Origin of the sequence: Micromonospora qiuiae, assembly GCF_016863555.1 — a bacterium.
In the GTDB taxonomy this organism is placed as follows: domain Bacteria; phylum Actinomycetota; class Actinomycetes; order Mycobacteriales; family Micromonosporaceae; genus Micromonospora; species Micromonospora qiuiae.
On the sequence record NZ_BOPC01000126.1, the window covers coordinates 1 to 13,702 of the forward strand.

The window sequence follows — 13,702 nt, forward strand, 5'->3', positions numbered from 1 at the left end:
ACCACACCGAGTCAGCGCTGCCGGCACAGCGATGGGCTATTCCCCACCTCGCGGGGCATTATTGGCGTGTCGCCACAGTGGTCAGCGAGGGCTGGTTCAGCGCCACCCCGCCGACCATCGACGAGATTGCCGAACACTTCGGCGAGATCTCTGATCTGGGCTCGATAGGTGAGCCGGCGAGTCTTGAGGACGAGGTTCCCCCGGCGAGACCTTCCGCCCCCTGACCCACGACGGTGACGGCCGCTCGTCTCGCTGTTGAGCGTGCCGGGCGGGGGAAGGGGAACCGGGTGAGCGGGGCGTATCCGAACTGACGGCCCGAGAGGCTTACGTCCGGATCTTTGGGTGGACGGCGGGGAAGTCCCGCCGTCCACCCTGATGACCGGGGCTCAATCCTGATGGTCCGCAGCCCGGCGGGCGGCGCGCTCGTGACGGCCGACTGCGCGAGCGTGAGCGATCGCGAGTAGCCGGTCGATCTCGGGCAGCATCTGCGGGCCGGGCATGACGACGCTGCCGAAGCCGTACAACGCGTAGCCCGGGTGGGGCACGAGGGTGTCCAGTCTGGCGAAGTCGAATTCGTGCCGGTGCTCCTCGAAGGCCCTGGGTGGGAAGCCGAACAGTGCCTCGAACTCGGCTCGGCCCAGGTCGAGGTTGAGGCGGAAGACGCCGGGGCGGTCGAGCTCGGAGGCCTCGTCGAAGCCGGGCACGTCCTGCTCGACGATGGTGGCGAACGGTTGGCGCCGGTCCGGGCCGACGTAGAAGAACCGGTCGCCCCAGGATCCCTCGGGTGATCCGTTCTCCTTGCTTGCCACGAACTGCTCGACGCCGGGCAGCGTGAGGATCCGGTCGGCGAGCATGGCCGCGTCGACGCCGGTCGGGATGTGCAGCAGCGCGTCGGCGCTTTCGATGGTGGCCTCATCGAGCGGAAAGTAGCGGTAGTCGTGAGTTCTCCGCTCGGCCGGTTCCATTTCGGATGTGCGGACGTACCGGGGAAGGCTGGACATCTGCTGCAGTCTGCCTTCGTAGGTCGTCGGGGCAGGCGCCTCGATGCCGAGTGTGGGGCTCGCGCCGAGACTGCCGACGATCACCGCGTACCGGTCGCCGAGCAGCGATGCGATGATCGCGCCGGCGCCGGCCCACGACACGTTCGTTCCGGCCATCGTCATCGTGCTGGCGTGGCGCTGGAGATGGGTGTTGTGCGCGAAGACCAGCGTGGGCCCGCGGTGTGCCTCGGCCGAGCGGATTGCGAGCAGATTCTCGGCCATCAACGCGTCCCGGACCCCGGCCAGGCGGGCGAAGCGTTCCTCCTGCGCCAGCGGTGCGGCGGCTGCGGCGTGGTAGCGCAGCAATGCGAGCGCGGACGTGACGTGTACGAACGCCGCCCGCCAGCCCTCGACCCGTCGGGGTGCCTGCAGGTAGAGCTCGGTCAGCAGGTCGTCGGCGATCACCCGCAGGCGCTGGGCGTCCGCCGAGCGCCCGATCGACCTGCCGGGCTCCCAGATCGCGGCGGTGTCGCTCCATCGGCTCTCGTCTCCGACCAGGTCGTCGATCTCCGCTGATCGGTCGAGGCCGAGGAAGTCACAGACCTGGGTGAGGTAGCGCCGTGGACTTGGGGCATGCTCGATCTCCAGCGGGGCGTCGAAGCCGTGGAACGTCAGGCGCTCGCAAGCCGGCCGACCGGCGTTCCACTCGCGCATCCGCACCAGCAGGTCGCGGTTGGCCGGGGCGGCGCCGAACCCGTGACTGAACCCCTCGGCGAGCGCACGGTCGAGCGTGACGACCGCGGAGCCTTGGACGAACTCGTCGGCGATCAGTCCTGCGGCCCGGTCGCTCTCCAACGCGATCGACCGGTAGCCACACTCGGCCAGCGAGATGAAGGTGTCGTTGCGGATCTGAAGGAACGCGGACTCGCCATGCGTCGGCTCGCCGAGCGCGAGCAGGGGCGGCGGTACGACAAACAGGTCGAGAAGATCGGTCATTGCATCAACCGTATCGTTGAACCAGCGGTTGAAACTTGCGAGCGAGGGAGCGCGGTGGCAGCCATGAAACCCTCCAACTCGGGGATATACCGACCCGTCGACCTAGCGCGCCGCCACGGCCTGTCCGCGCAGGCCGTGCGCAACTACGAACGAGACGGCGTTCTGCCGCCGGCCCAGCGCAGCCCGACCGGCTACCGCCGGTTCACCGAGGTGCACGCCAAGGCGCTGAGTGCCTACCTGGCGCTGATCGCCGGGCACGGCTATGCGGCCAGCGGCGAGATCATGCGTGCCGTCAACCGGGGCGAGATCGACGTGGCGTTGCGGGCTATCGACCGCAGCCATGCCCTGTTGCAGCGGGACCGAGAGACCCTGGACGGGGTCGAGGCGGCGGTCGCGATTCTCACCGCGGCGAAGCCACAACCGCAGAGCCGCAAAGCGGTGCCGATCAGCGTGCTGGCGCACCGGCTCGACGTGCGACCCGCGACCCTGCGCAAGTGGGAGCGGGCCGGGATTCTGCAGCCGGCCCGCGACCCGGCCACCGGCTACCGCCTCTACTCACCAGACGACGTCCGTGACGCTCAACTCGCTCACCTGCTGCGCCGCGGCGGGTACCGGCTCGAGCACATCGCCGACGTGCTGCGCCGCGTGCGTGACGCGGGTGGAGCCGAACCACTCGCCGCGTCGCTGCGCCAGTGGCGGGGACGGCTCACCGAGCGTGGCCAAGCCATGCTCACCGCAGCCGCCCGGCTCGCCGATCACCTCGACGAGGTCACCCGCCTGCCCAGCACCCGGACCAGTTCGCCCTGACCGGGCTGCGGCGCATCGTCGGATGCCCGCTGGTCGGTAACCCGACTCGTGTACGCCAAATCGCCGGCTCTCGGTGTCTGATGCTCGCACCGTCCCGATCTTCCAGGACGGCTTCCCACAATGGAGGTTCGCGTTGCGTTCGAGAGTCGCCCGAAGGGTCATGGCGGGTAGCCTCGCCCTCATCGGCGCCCTGGCCGGTGCCGTCTTCGTGACGGCAGGGCCCGCGTCGGCCACCCCGATCCGAAACAACACGCCCTGGTCGATTCTGTTGTGCCGGTTCAGCGATCGGCCCACCATCCCGCAGCCAGCGTCGTTCTTCGCCAACTTCCTCACCTCGGCGGGTGCGGGCACCGGCGGCGTGGCCGACTACCTCACCGACCAGTCCGGCGGTCGCGTCTCGCTGGCCGGCTCCGCGGTGCGCGGCTGGTACACGATGTCGTGGACGCTGGACCAGTACCGGACCATCGACCGATGGACGCGCATCCAGCGGTGTGTCGACACCGCGGCGGCCAACGGTTACACCGTGCCGGCCGGTCACCGGATCGCCGTGATGCTCAACGACCGGGTCGACTCGGGCGCCTCCGGGGGCCGGGTGCTGCTCGACCCCGGGGCGTGGAACGTCGGCTTCGCCGCACACGAGTTTCTGCACGGCATGGGCCTGGGTCACTCGTTCTCCAACGACACCACGTACCAGAACGCGACCTGGTCACAGCCGGGCGAGTACGACGATCCGTGGGACGAGATGAGCGCCATGCACATCCACGCCTTCGCCACGGCGAACTACGGCACCAGCGCGGTCGGGCTCAACGGCCCGCACCGCGACGAGATCGGCTGGCTGCCGAAAAACCGGATCTTCACGATGGGCGCGGACGGGGTCGGCTCGCGCACCATCTCGCTTGCCGCGTTGGAGACGCCGGCGGCGACCGGACCGCAGCTCGTCCGGATTCCGTTCAACCCCGGTGACCTGTTCAACTACTACACCGTGGAGTACCGCCGCAAGACCGGCTGGAGCGCTGGCATCCCGGCCGACACGGTCCTGCTGCACGAGGTCCGTGACGGCACCCCGTACCTGCTGCGCACCGGACCCGGCGGCGGCCCCGCGCAGTCGTTGAACGCCAACGGCGTCCAGATCAGCGTGAACGGCCACGCCGGCAACAACGCGACGGTCACCATCACCACCGACATCGTCAACCGCTGCCTGCAGGGGTACGTCTGGCGCGTCGCCCGCCCCAGCGACCTGGTCTGCGTGACCAGTGCGACCCGCAGCCAGGTCGCCGCCGACAACGCGGTGGCCGCGTCGCGCTGGGTCAACGGGGCGTACGGGCCGCACACCTGCATCTCCGGATACGTCTGGCGGGAGGCGTTCGCCGGTGACGATGTCTGCGTCACCGGTGCCCAGCGCACCCAGGCCGCCACCGACAACGCCGCCGCGGCGAGCCGGCGCAACCCGGCCCGGCTGGTGACCGGGCCGAACGCCTGCATCAGCGGCTACGTGTGGCGCGACGCCGACCAGTCCGACTACGTCTGCGTGACCGGTGCGACCCGTAGCCAGGTCGCCGCCGACAACGCGGTGGCCGCGTCGCGTTGGGTCAACGGGGCGTACGGGCCGCACACCTGTATCTCCGGGTACGTCTGGCGGGACGCGTTCATCGGTGACGATGTCTGCGTCCTCGGCGCCCAGCGCACCCAGGCCGCGGCCGACAACGCCGCCGCGGCGAGCCGGGTCCTGCGCCCCGGGGGCTGACCGCCCGCTTCCGGCCCTCGTGGATCCCGCCCTGGCGCGGCGGGATCCACGGGGCTGTGCGGGCTATCGCGGCGCCCAGCGCCACACCGTGTCCGGACCCACCTGTTGCCGCTGCGGCGGCCCGAGCATCTCGGTCAACGCGGTACCGAGCTGCTGGCAGCGCTCACCGAAGGGGCGGAAGCCGTAGCGCGGAATCAGCCAGACCGTTCCGCCGCCGGATCCGGCGGCCACCTGCCGGGCCAGCCCCGCCGGGTCCTGGGCTTCGATCCGCTGCCGATAGTCGGTCCAGTCCAGTCGGCCCGGCCACTCCTGCTCGGGAAAGCTGAGCAGTCGCGGCCGATGATGCAGCCGCCGGATGACGTCGGGCCCGAGCTGATCGGGACAGAAGACCACCGTGTCGGCGTCGGTGACCTGCCGGTTGAGAAGACCAGCGACGACAGCGGCGTCGGTGCGAGGGCGAGCCACCAGCACGGCGTCCACCGCCAGCCAGCAGATCGTCAGACCGGCGACCACCAGCGCCATCCAGCGCCTCGGCAGCAGTGCTGCGCCGACACCGAGCACCAGCACCGCCAGGGGTAACACGACTGCGGCGTACCGGGTGACCACCGCCGATCCGGTGAGCCAGGCTACCGCGACGGCGAGCAGCAGGGTGGCGGCGCCGGTGCCGCCGATCAGGCGGGCGCGGCGGCCGTCCGCGACCGCCCCCCACGTCATGAGCGGCCAGGTGACCAGCAGCAGCACGCTGGCGGCTGACACACCGGCGGCCGACCATTCGGTCACCACGGAGAGCAGGACCTTGACTCCGCTGCGTCCCATCCAGGGCGTGCCGGTGTGCTGGCTCTGGTACAGGAACGTCGGAAGCCAGGGCAGGAACGGCACGGCCCCGGCGGCCAGTCCGCCGAGGCTCCACCAGGCTGCGCGGGAGCGTTTCCGCAGCAGCGACACCAGCAGACCCACCCCGACCACGGCGTACAGGAAGAGCGCCCAGTAGTGGGTGAGCAACAGCAGGCCGGTGACGACAGCCAGGCCGAGCGCCCGGATCGGACCGGGGCGTCGATGGAGACCCTCCAGAGCGAGGACGCCGAGCAGCACGAGCAGGATCACCAGGGCGTACGGGCGGGCCTCGGTCGCATAGCGCACCAGCCACGGATTGGCGGCCGCGAGAACCAGCGTGACCAGGCCCGCGTTCGAGGGCCGCGCCGCGACGTACCAGAGCGGCAGAGCGGCGGCGGCGAACAACCCGGAGAGGCTGCGCACCGCCCAGTCGCCGGTGCCCACCAGCCCCATCCAGCCGTGCAGAAGCACGTAGTACAGCGGTGGGGCACCGTCGCCGCGCAGCGCGGCGAACAACTCGGGCAGCGGCAGTCGGGCGATCGCCACGCTCTGCGCCTCGTCCAACCAGAGCGGCGAGGCGGCGCAGAAGCGCAGCACGAGACCGGCGGCGAGCACCAGCGCGACGAGCGCGGCCAGTGCCTTACCTGAGAACCCCGGCCACCTGACCGCGGGCCCACCCCGGCCCGCAGCGCTCATCGCCGGCCCTGATCGGCCCTCGGTCCGGTGGGGTCTGCCCGGCCACCACCGCCCGAGCGGTACGTCATCCCACTGCCCTCCCGGCTGCCGTTGGTCGCGACGGCGGTGCCTTCCCCGATTGGGGCGCGCCGAACCGCAGTGATCCGCCGAGTTCGCGGAGTGGGGTGATCAGATCCCGGACAGTCCCGCCGTCAGGGCGGCGGAATTCGGGCCGTCCATCGGCGGCAGCGGGCGCGGCTGGGCGGTGCCGGTCGGGCCGTGGACGTGGGGCCGACCATCTTCCCAGGTGACCTCGTCGAGCCAGAGCTGCCGGCCGGGCGAGTTCGTTCCGACGGCGCCCGGTTGCCAGGCGTGGTACAGCAGCCAGGTGCGTCCGTCGTACTCGACCATGGTGGCGTGCCCGGGGCCGGAGGCCGCGGAGTCGCTGCGCAGGATCGGATTCTCCGATGCCTTTTCACAGGGGCCGGCGGGCGTGTCGCAGGTCGCGTACCCCTCGGCGTACGCCTTCGAGGCGTAGTCGTTACCTGAGTAGAAGAGGAAGAGACGACCGTCGTGGCGCCAGAAGAAGGGGGCCTCGACCACTGTCCCCTCCCACGCGCTGGTCTGCTTCAACAGTTGTGTCGGCTCGCCGACCAGTGCTGACCCGTCGTCGGAGAGGCGTTGCGACCACAGCCAGGTGTCCGCGCCGATCGCGTTGCCATCGTTCTTCCAGACCAGCCAGAGGCTGCCGTCGCTGTCCCGGAACGGGCTGGCGTCGATCGCGCCGCCCTGATCCGGCGAGCAGACCAGGGGAGTGGTGGAGTCGTCCCGGTACGGTCCCGCGGGTGAGTCGGCGGCCGCCCGTCCGATGCACTGCGTGCCGGACGCGCGGTCGGCGGCGGTGTAAAAGAGCAGGTAGCCGCCGGGCGCACTGCCGATGATCTCCGGTGCCCAGGTCCGTCCGGGCTCGGCCCAACTCGGCAGGGTGGGCAGCGCGTCGCCGGTCGGCGTCCACGTCACGAGATCCGGCGAGGTCAGCACCGGCACGTTCTGCCGGCCGCTGTTGGTGTGTACCAGGTACCAGGTCGAGCCGACGCGGATGGCCTGCGGGTCCGGGCTGTTCCCGGCGTGGACGGGATTGACGAAGCTCTGCGCGTCGACGGACCCTTCCGCAGGGGCGTACCAGCGGAGCGCGGCGCCAAGCACCGCCGCGAGGGCGACGACGAGCGTCACGATCATCGCGGCCCGGCGGTATCGGATGCGGCGAGCCGTAACGTCCACCAAGAGAGCCTTGTCCAATCCGGTTTGTGAAGGCAGGAGACTCCAGGGACAACCCGGCCGGCCGAAGCTATCTTCCCGGCGGCTGTGCGGTGCCGCGGAAGCCGCCGATGGCCGTCGCCCGGTCAGCGAAATCGGCCGCTACCAAGGCGGTGAAGATGCTTCAATCGGACCAAAGGCACCTAACGCAGGAACATGCATGAACCGCGTCGAGGAGTGCGGAATGCAGATGACAACCACCGACAATCACGCCGTCGCCCAGGCGGTGCACGACATCGGGTCTGCCCTCTGGTTCGGCGGGACCGTGATGGGCGTCGCCGGAGTGAACAAATCGGGCAGCGATCTGCGGGAAGGCATCGACCGCATCCGGGTCGCCGAATCGGCGTGGGGCCGGTTCGGGCCCGTGCAGTGGCTCGGGATCGGCGCCACCCTGCTCGCCGGCGCACAACTGGCCCGGGTTGGTGGGCGACGCATGGCGTTGCAGAAGGGTTTCGGGACGGTGGGGGCCCTCAAGGCCGGGCTGGCGGTTGCCGGCGCCGCAGCCACCGGGTACGCCGCCTACTGCGGCAAGATGATCGGCAGACTGGCCGAGGAGGCGCATCGACGCGGTGACAAGGTCGAGGTACGCGACGCGACGCTGCCGACGCCGGAGACGCCGTCCGAGATCGCTGTCTGGCAGCGGCGGCAGCGGGTGACCCAGTACCTGGTGCCGGTGCTCGCCGGGGCGAACATCGCCTGCGGCTCGTACCTCGTCCAGGCCTACCGCATGGGTGCGACCACCAAGGGAGTGCTCCGGCGACTGCTGCCGGACTGAGAGCGACCGCAGAGGGCGCCGAGCCTCGGTGACCCGGCGGTCTCACCGCGCGAGGGGAGGGAGTGGGCCCACCCCCTACTCCACGCATCCCCTGGCGTGCCGGTGCGGGTGGGACTGTGGCATCGGCTGGACGGGCCGGGAGCCGGGCTCGCCGAACGAGGGCCCGGTGAGGTCCGGGGCGGCGCGTTCGACTTCGGGTCGACGCCCGGCCTCGATCAGGGCCACCGCCAGGCTGGGGAGGTCGGCATGCTCTGCTCCGTCACCACCGACGATCGCACGCAACGCTGGGACCAGCACGGGAGCGTCGACGCTGTGTGCGTGCTTCCGGATCAGGTCCGCGGCGAGCCCGGCTCCGTACCCGTCGTCCGTGGCCCTCGACGCGACCAGGCAATGAATCGCACTGATCGCCGCGCCTGGTGTCACGCTCCCCTCGTTGATCAGCTCATGGACCATCGCGCACACCTCGCTCGACGGCAGACGGTGCGCGGCGGCGCGCATCGTGCCCAGCACCATCGCCGTGGCGTCCCCAACGGCGGGCGCAGTCCGTTCGCCGAACGGGGCCAGGTCCGTCACGGCGGAGGAAGCGTCGTTGCAGGCGGCGATCAGTTCCGCTGCGGGGGCGTGCAGTGAGACCGCCAGCCACATCCGGATGAGATGGTGCGCGACCGAGCTGTGGTGGTCACGGCCGCACCCGTCGGTGAACTGGATCAACGGCGGCCTGCCACTGCAGAGCCGAGTTGCGCAGCCAGGCCGCCGGGTCGTCGGTCCGGGTGAACAGGTCCGACGCGCGCAGTTCGCCGCCGCAGGCCAGGGTCAGCAGGAGGAGATTGAACGAGTAGGTGGCCATCCAATGGTCGATGCGTTTGTCGACCGGCCGGTAGCGGCTTTCGGCGTACTGCGGGCGGGTCACCGCCTGGGACGTGCGGCCGATCAGCCAAATGCGGATGCGTTCCCGGTCGAAGCCGTCGAGTAGGCCGGCGATGAACGGCAGGACCGTGGCGCGGGCGGTCAGCGGCGTGAAGCCGAGCAGGGAGCGCAGCAGGTCGTCGTCGTTCGACGGGCCGAGGCGCAGGGCCAGCGTGCGCGCCGACTCGCGTGCCTCGGTGTCGCGGACGGCGAACTCGGGGATCTCCTCGGCGAGGCGGCGATGGATCTCGTCGAAGCGGGCGACCGCCGCATCGGGCAGCCGCCGGTCGAGCAGGTCGGCCATCGCGCGGCGGGCGCGCTCGTCGGCATGGTCCCAGACGGCCAGGCCGGTGAGATGGTCGCCCATTCGGTTCGCCTGATCGGCGAACCAATGCCCGAGCGCGGTCAGGAGGCTCGCGTACGGGAGATCGGGTGCCGGCAGCGGGACGGGCGCACGCAGGAAGTGCTCGACCAGCGTGCCTTCGCCTCGGCCGGCGGCGAATTCGAGCTGGTCGTTCCGCGTGAAGTCGGGCCTGTGGAGGCCCGCCGTCGCCAGGCACTCGTCGAGTTCTTCGAAGAACGCGGTGAGCACCAGAACGGTGTGTGCGGCCTGGAGCCGCTCGCTGCGGTCGTGGCGACCCAGCCCGCGTACGGCATCACTGATCTTGGCCGTGATCAGGCCGCCGAGTCGGACCACCTCGGTCTTGGCGTCGAAGAGGCTGATCGCGAAATCGCTGCCGCCCGCGGTCGCTACGGTGAGCGCGCCACCGAGCAGGTTGTCGACGGCCTTCGCGAGCGGCCCGGAGCCGCCCAGGATCTTGACGGCGTCGGCATAGGACAGACGGTGCGACATCGCTACATGATGACGCACCTGCTGCGCCGGCTGAGCGTGAGCGATGCCGTAACACCCGTCACCCCGGTCTTCATCCGGCCGAGGTTTGTGCCGGATGAAGACCGGGGTGCCCGAGTGATGCCTGGCGCTGCGCGACTACATCTTGGTGGAGAGGTTCTCAGATGAGTCCCTGGGCGAGCATGGCTTCGGCGACCCGACGGAAGCCGTCGATGTTCGCCCCGGCGATGTAGTTGCCCGGCATCCCGTACTCCTCCGCGGTCTCGAAGCAGCGGGCGTGGATGTCCTGCATGATCTGCTGGAGCCGCTGCTCAGAGTAGGTGAACGTCCACGAGTCCCGGGTGGCGTTCTGCTGCATCTCCAAAGCACTGGCGGCAACGCCGCCGGCGTTGGCGGCCTTGCCCGGCGCGAAACGCACCCCAGCCTCGGTGAAGACCCTGATGCCCTCGGGCGTTGTCGGCATGTTCGCGCCTTCGATCACCGCGATGCAGCCATTCGCCACGAGGGTCGCGGCATCCGCGCCGCTGATCTCGTTCTGCGTGGCGCAGGGGATGGCGACCTCACAGGGCACCTCCCACACCCTGCGATGGGGCACGAAGGTCGCGTGCCGTCGAGCCTCGGTGTAATCCCTGATCGGGCCGCGCTGCGTCTCCTTGAGCTGCTTGAGAGCGTCGATGTCGATGCCCTTCTCGTCCACCACGTAACCGGAGGAGTCCGAGCACGCCACCGCAATGCCGCCGAGCTGCTGGATCTTCTCGATGGCGTAGATGGCCACATTGCCGGACCCGGAGACCACCACCCGCTTGCCGTCCAGTCCGTGTCCGGCAGCGCGCAGCATCTCGTCGGCGAAGAACACGGCGCCGTACCCGGTGGCCTCCCGGCGTACCTGGGCGCCGCCGTACGCTAGCCCCTTGCCGGTCAGCACCCCGGATTCGTACCGGTTGGTGATGCGCTTGTACTGGCCGAACAGGTAGCCGATCTCGCGTCCCCCCACGCCGACGTCACCGGCCGGCACGTCGGTGTACTCGCCGATGTGCCGGTACAGCTCGGTCATGAAGCTCTGGCAGAAGCGCATCACCTCGCGATCCGAGCGGCCCTTGGGGTCGAAGTCCGAACCGCCCTTGCCGCCGCCGATCGGCAAACCGGTCAGGGCGTTCTTGAAGACCTGTTCGAAGCCGAGGAACTTCACGATGCCCAGATAGACCGACGGGTGGAAGCGCAGTCCCCCCTTGTACGGTCCCAGGGCGCTGTTGAACTCCACGCGGAAGCCGCGGTTGACGTGCACCTCGCCCCGGTCGTCCTCCCACGGCACCCGGAAGATGATCTGCCGCTCCGGTTCGCAGATCCGCTTGAGGATCTTCGCCTCGGCGTACTCCGGATGCTTGACGAGCACTGGGTGGATGCTGCCCAGCACTTCGCGCACGGCTTGGTGGAACTCCTCCTCGCCCGGGTTTCGTCGGATCACAGTGGTCAAAAATGGTTGAAACTGCTCAGGCGTGCGCAAAAGTCCTCCAGGCATGCTTCTCACGCGAACTCGTGCCAAGGGAAAACAGACCGGCCCCATGGCAGTCGCCCACGCCGTTGTGGACCTTGGCCTAGGTATAGAGTATGAGCGCAGGACTCCGCGAGGATGCGGGGGGTTCCTCGTCGAAGCGATCGTGGGCTGCCCATCCGCCACGTCGCACCGCGAAATCCACGGAAGATCCTCGATATAAGGCTACCTCGCCGTCTCCTTGATCTCGACGATGACGGCGCCGTGGGCAACGGTATCGCCGATGGCGGCGGCGATACCCGTGATGGTGCCGGACTTGTGCGCGTTGATGGGCTGCTCCATCTTCATGGCCTCCAGGACCGCGACCATCTCGCCGGTTTCGACCGCCTGGCCTTCCGCCACGGCGATCTTGACGATGGTGCCCTGCATGGGCGCGGTGAGCGCGTCGCCGGACACGGCGGCGTCCCGCTTGCTGCCGCTGGAGCGCCTGGGCGCCTTCTTCTTCACGGTACCGCCGGCGAGGGCCGAACCACCTGGCAGTACGACCTCGATCCGTTTGCCGTCGACCTCGACGACGATGGTCTGCCGCTCACCGTCGTGCTCCTGCGCCTCGGCGACCGGGCCGGCGTACGGCTCGACGGTGTTGTGCCATTCGGTCTCGATCCACCGCGTGTGCACGGAGAACGGCTGGTCCGGGCCGGCCGGGGCGAACGCCTCGTCGGCGACCACCGCGCGGTGAAACGGGATCACGGTGGGTATGCCGTCGACGACGAACTCGGCCAGCGCCCGACGCGAGCGCTCCAGGGCCTCGTCGCGGTTCCGGCCGGTGACGACCAGCTTGGCCAGCATCGAGTCGAAGGCGCCGCCGACGACGTCGCCGGCCTCGACACCCGAATCGACTCGTACCCCGGGACCGCTCGGAGGACGAAACCGGGTGATGACGCCGGGCGCGGGTAGGAAGCCTCGGCCGGCGTCCTCACCGTTGATCCTGAACTCGATGGAGTGCCGCATCGGGGTGGGATCGTCGTAGCCGAGTGGCTCACCGTTGGCGATGCGGAACTGCTCACGCACGAGGTCAACGCCGGTGACCTCCTCGGTGACCGGGTGCTCGACCTGAAGGCGGGTGTTGACCTCGAGGAACGAGATCGCGCCGTCCTGCCCGATGAGGAACTCACACGTCCCGGCCCCCTGGTAGCCCGCTTCCCTCAAGATCGCCTTGGACGCGCGGATCAGCTCGGCGTTCTGCTCGTCGGACAGGAACGGGGCAGGGGCCTCTTCGACCAGCTTCTGGTGACGCCGCTGCAACGAGCAGTCGCGGGTGGAGACGACCACGACATTGCCGTGGACGTCGGCAAGGCATTGCGTCTCGACGTGGCGGGGCTTGTCCAGATACCGCTCGACAAAACACTCACCGCGCCCAAACGCCGCCACCGCCTCGCGCGTAGCGGATTCGAACAGCGCCGGGATCTCCTCCAGGGTGCGCGCGACCTTCAGACCGCGCCCACCCCCGCCGTAGGCGGCCTTGATGGCGACGGGCAGGCCGTGCTCCTTGGCGAAGGCGACGACCTCCTCTGCGTCGGCGACCGGGTCGGGCGTGCCGGGCACGAGGGGAGCGTTGGCGCGGGCTGCGATGTGCCTCGCCTTGACCTTGTCGCCGAGCGCGTCGATGGCCGCCGGGGAGGGACCGATCCAGGTGAGCCCGGCGTCGATGACAGCCTGGGCGAACGAGGCGTTCTCCGCGAGGAACCCGTAGCCCGGGTGGATCCCGTCCGCGCCCGACTTCCGGGCGACCTCGAGCAGCTTGTCCTGCACGAGGTAGGACTCTGCGGGAGTCGCCCCGCCGAGGGCGTAGGCCTCGTCGGCGACCTTGACGTGCAATGCGTCACGGTCCGGTTCGGCATAGACGGCGACTGACCGGATACCGCTGTCCTTGCACGCACGGGCGATGCGAACGGCGATCTCGCCCCGATTGGCGATCAATACCTTCTTCAGCATGGTGGCTCCGTGGCGTAGTCAGGGTCGAGGCTGAGCCGTGGTGATGGGGCTCTCCATCCGTGTCTCCGTTCTTCAGGGCAGGGCCGAGCTGCGCCAGGTGCCCGGCCCGTGCACCAACGGTCGACGCGCCAGGCGGGCTCGTTCGCCCCAGACGGAGGCACCACGCGGGGGTGGGCCGCTCGCCTCGGCGGAGCGCGCGGCATGCGCGAGCACGACCATCACAACGGCGAGTTCTGCACGGGTGGCGTTGCCGCGCATCAGGGCGATCGGTTGCGCATGTGCGGCGTCCCGCCGTGCGTCGGTGCCGTTCATCAGAATCCGCCCGTGAAAT

At 69.8% G+C, this 13,702-nt stretch carries 12 protein-coding genes; 4 read left to right on the top strand and 8 right to left on the bottom strand.

Annotated features, from left to right (window positions below):
• Nucleotides 1-224: hypothetical protein (locus tag Vqi01_RS28975; protein WP_204038323.1), on the top strand; the 224-nt coding region annotated here is incomplete at its 5' end.
• 162 nt (nucleotides 225-386) lie between these two features.
• Here the strand turns inward: Vqi01_RS28975 and Vqi01_RS28980 are convergent.
• Nucleotides 387-1,976: a DUF6194 family protein gene (locus Vqi01_RS28980; protein ID WP_204038324.1), complete on the bottom strand. Its 1,590-nt coding sequence runs from the start codon at nucleotides 1,974-1,976 to the stop codon at nucleotides 387-389.
• Nucleotides 1,977-2,060: 84 nt separating this feature from the next.
• On the opposite strand from Vqi01_RS28980, the gene Vqi01_RS28985 reads away from it, so the two are divergent.
• Nucleotides 2,061-2,783 (top strand): TioE family transcriptional regulator, encoded by a 723-nt coding sequence (locus Vqi01_RS28985; RefSeq protein ID WP_204038332.1) that lies wholly within the window; start codon nucleotides 2,061-2,063, stop codon nucleotides 2,781-2,783.
• 160 nt (nucleotides 2,784-2,943) lie between these two features.
• Nucleotides 2,944-4,527 (top strand): metallopeptidase domain-containing protein, encoded by a 1,584-nt coding sequence (locus tag Vqi01_RS28990; protein WP_204038325.1) that lies wholly within the window; start codon nucleotides 2,944-2,946, stop codon nucleotides 4,525-4,527.
• 63 nt (nucleotides 4,528-4,590) lie between these two features.
• On the opposite strand, the gene Vqi01_RS28995 is transcribed toward Vqi01_RS28990, so the two are convergent.
• Together Vqi01_RS28995 and Vqi01_RS29000 are read right to left on the bottom strand one after the other, a co-directional pair.
• Nucleotides 4,591-6,057, bottom strand: a complete 1,467-nt coding sequence (locus tag Vqi01_RS28995) for a glycosyltransferase family 39 protein (protein ID WP_204038326.1) — start codon at nucleotides 6,055-6,057, stop codon at nucleotides 4,591-4,593.
• Between the two features lie 168 nt (nucleotides 6,058-6,225).
• Entirely contained in the window at nucleotides 6,226-7,317 is a 1,092-nt protein-coding gene (locus Vqi01_RS29000; protein WP_239098746.1) for a glycoside hydrolase family 43 protein, read from the bottom strand.
• A gap of 220 nt (nucleotides 7,318-7,537) precedes the next feature.
• On the opposite strand from Vqi01_RS29000, the gene Vqi01_RS29005 reads away from it, so the two are divergent.
• Entirely contained in the window at nucleotides 7,538-8,128 is a 591-nt protein-coding gene (locus tag Vqi01_RS29005; RefSeq protein ID WP_204038327.1) for a hypothetical protein, read from the top strand.
• A gap of 75 nt (nucleotides 8,129-8,203) precedes the next feature.
• On the opposite strand, the gene Vqi01_RS29010 is transcribed toward Vqi01_RS29005, so the two are convergent.
• The 5 genes from Vqi01_RS29010 to Vqi01_RS29030 form a co-directional block, all read right to left on the bottom strand.
• Complete coding sequence (locus Vqi01_RS29010; protein ID WP_204038328.1) at nucleotides 8,204-8,839, bottom strand: hypothetical protein; 636 nt, start codon at nucleotides 8,837-8,839, stop codon at nucleotides 8,204-8,206.
• On the bottom strand, nucleotides 8,808-9,887 hold the full coding sequence (locus Vqi01_RS29015; protein ID WP_204038329.1) for an NACHT N-terminal helical domain 7-containing protein: 1,080 nt from the start codon (nucleotides 9,885-9,887) through the stop codon (nucleotides 8,808-8,810). Before Vqi01_RS29015 ends, Vqi01_RS29010 begins: the two co-directional genes overlap by 32 nt.
• 157 nt (nucleotides 9,888-10,044) lie before the next feature.
• Nucleotides 10,045-11,448 carry an NADP-specific glutamate dehydrogenase gene (gene gdhA / locus Vqi01_RS29020; protein WP_443673877.1) on the bottom strand — a complete coding sequence of 468 codons (1,404 nt, stop codon included), beginning with the start codon at nucleotides 11,446-11,448 and terminating at the stop codon, nucleotides 10,045-10,047.
• A gap of 153 nt (nucleotides 11,449-11,601) precedes the next feature.
• Entirely contained in the window at nucleotides 11,602-13,368 is a 1,767-nt protein-coding gene (locus Vqi01_RS29025; RefSeq protein ID WP_204038334.1) for an ATP-binding protein, read from the bottom strand.
• 75 nt (nucleotides 13,369-13,443) lie between these two features.
• Nucleotides 13,444-13,702, bottom strand: a 259-nt coding sequence (locus Vqi01_RS29030) for an acyl-CoA carboxylase subunit epsilon (RefSeq protein WP_204038331.1), incomplete at its 5' end; no start/stop codon positions are given.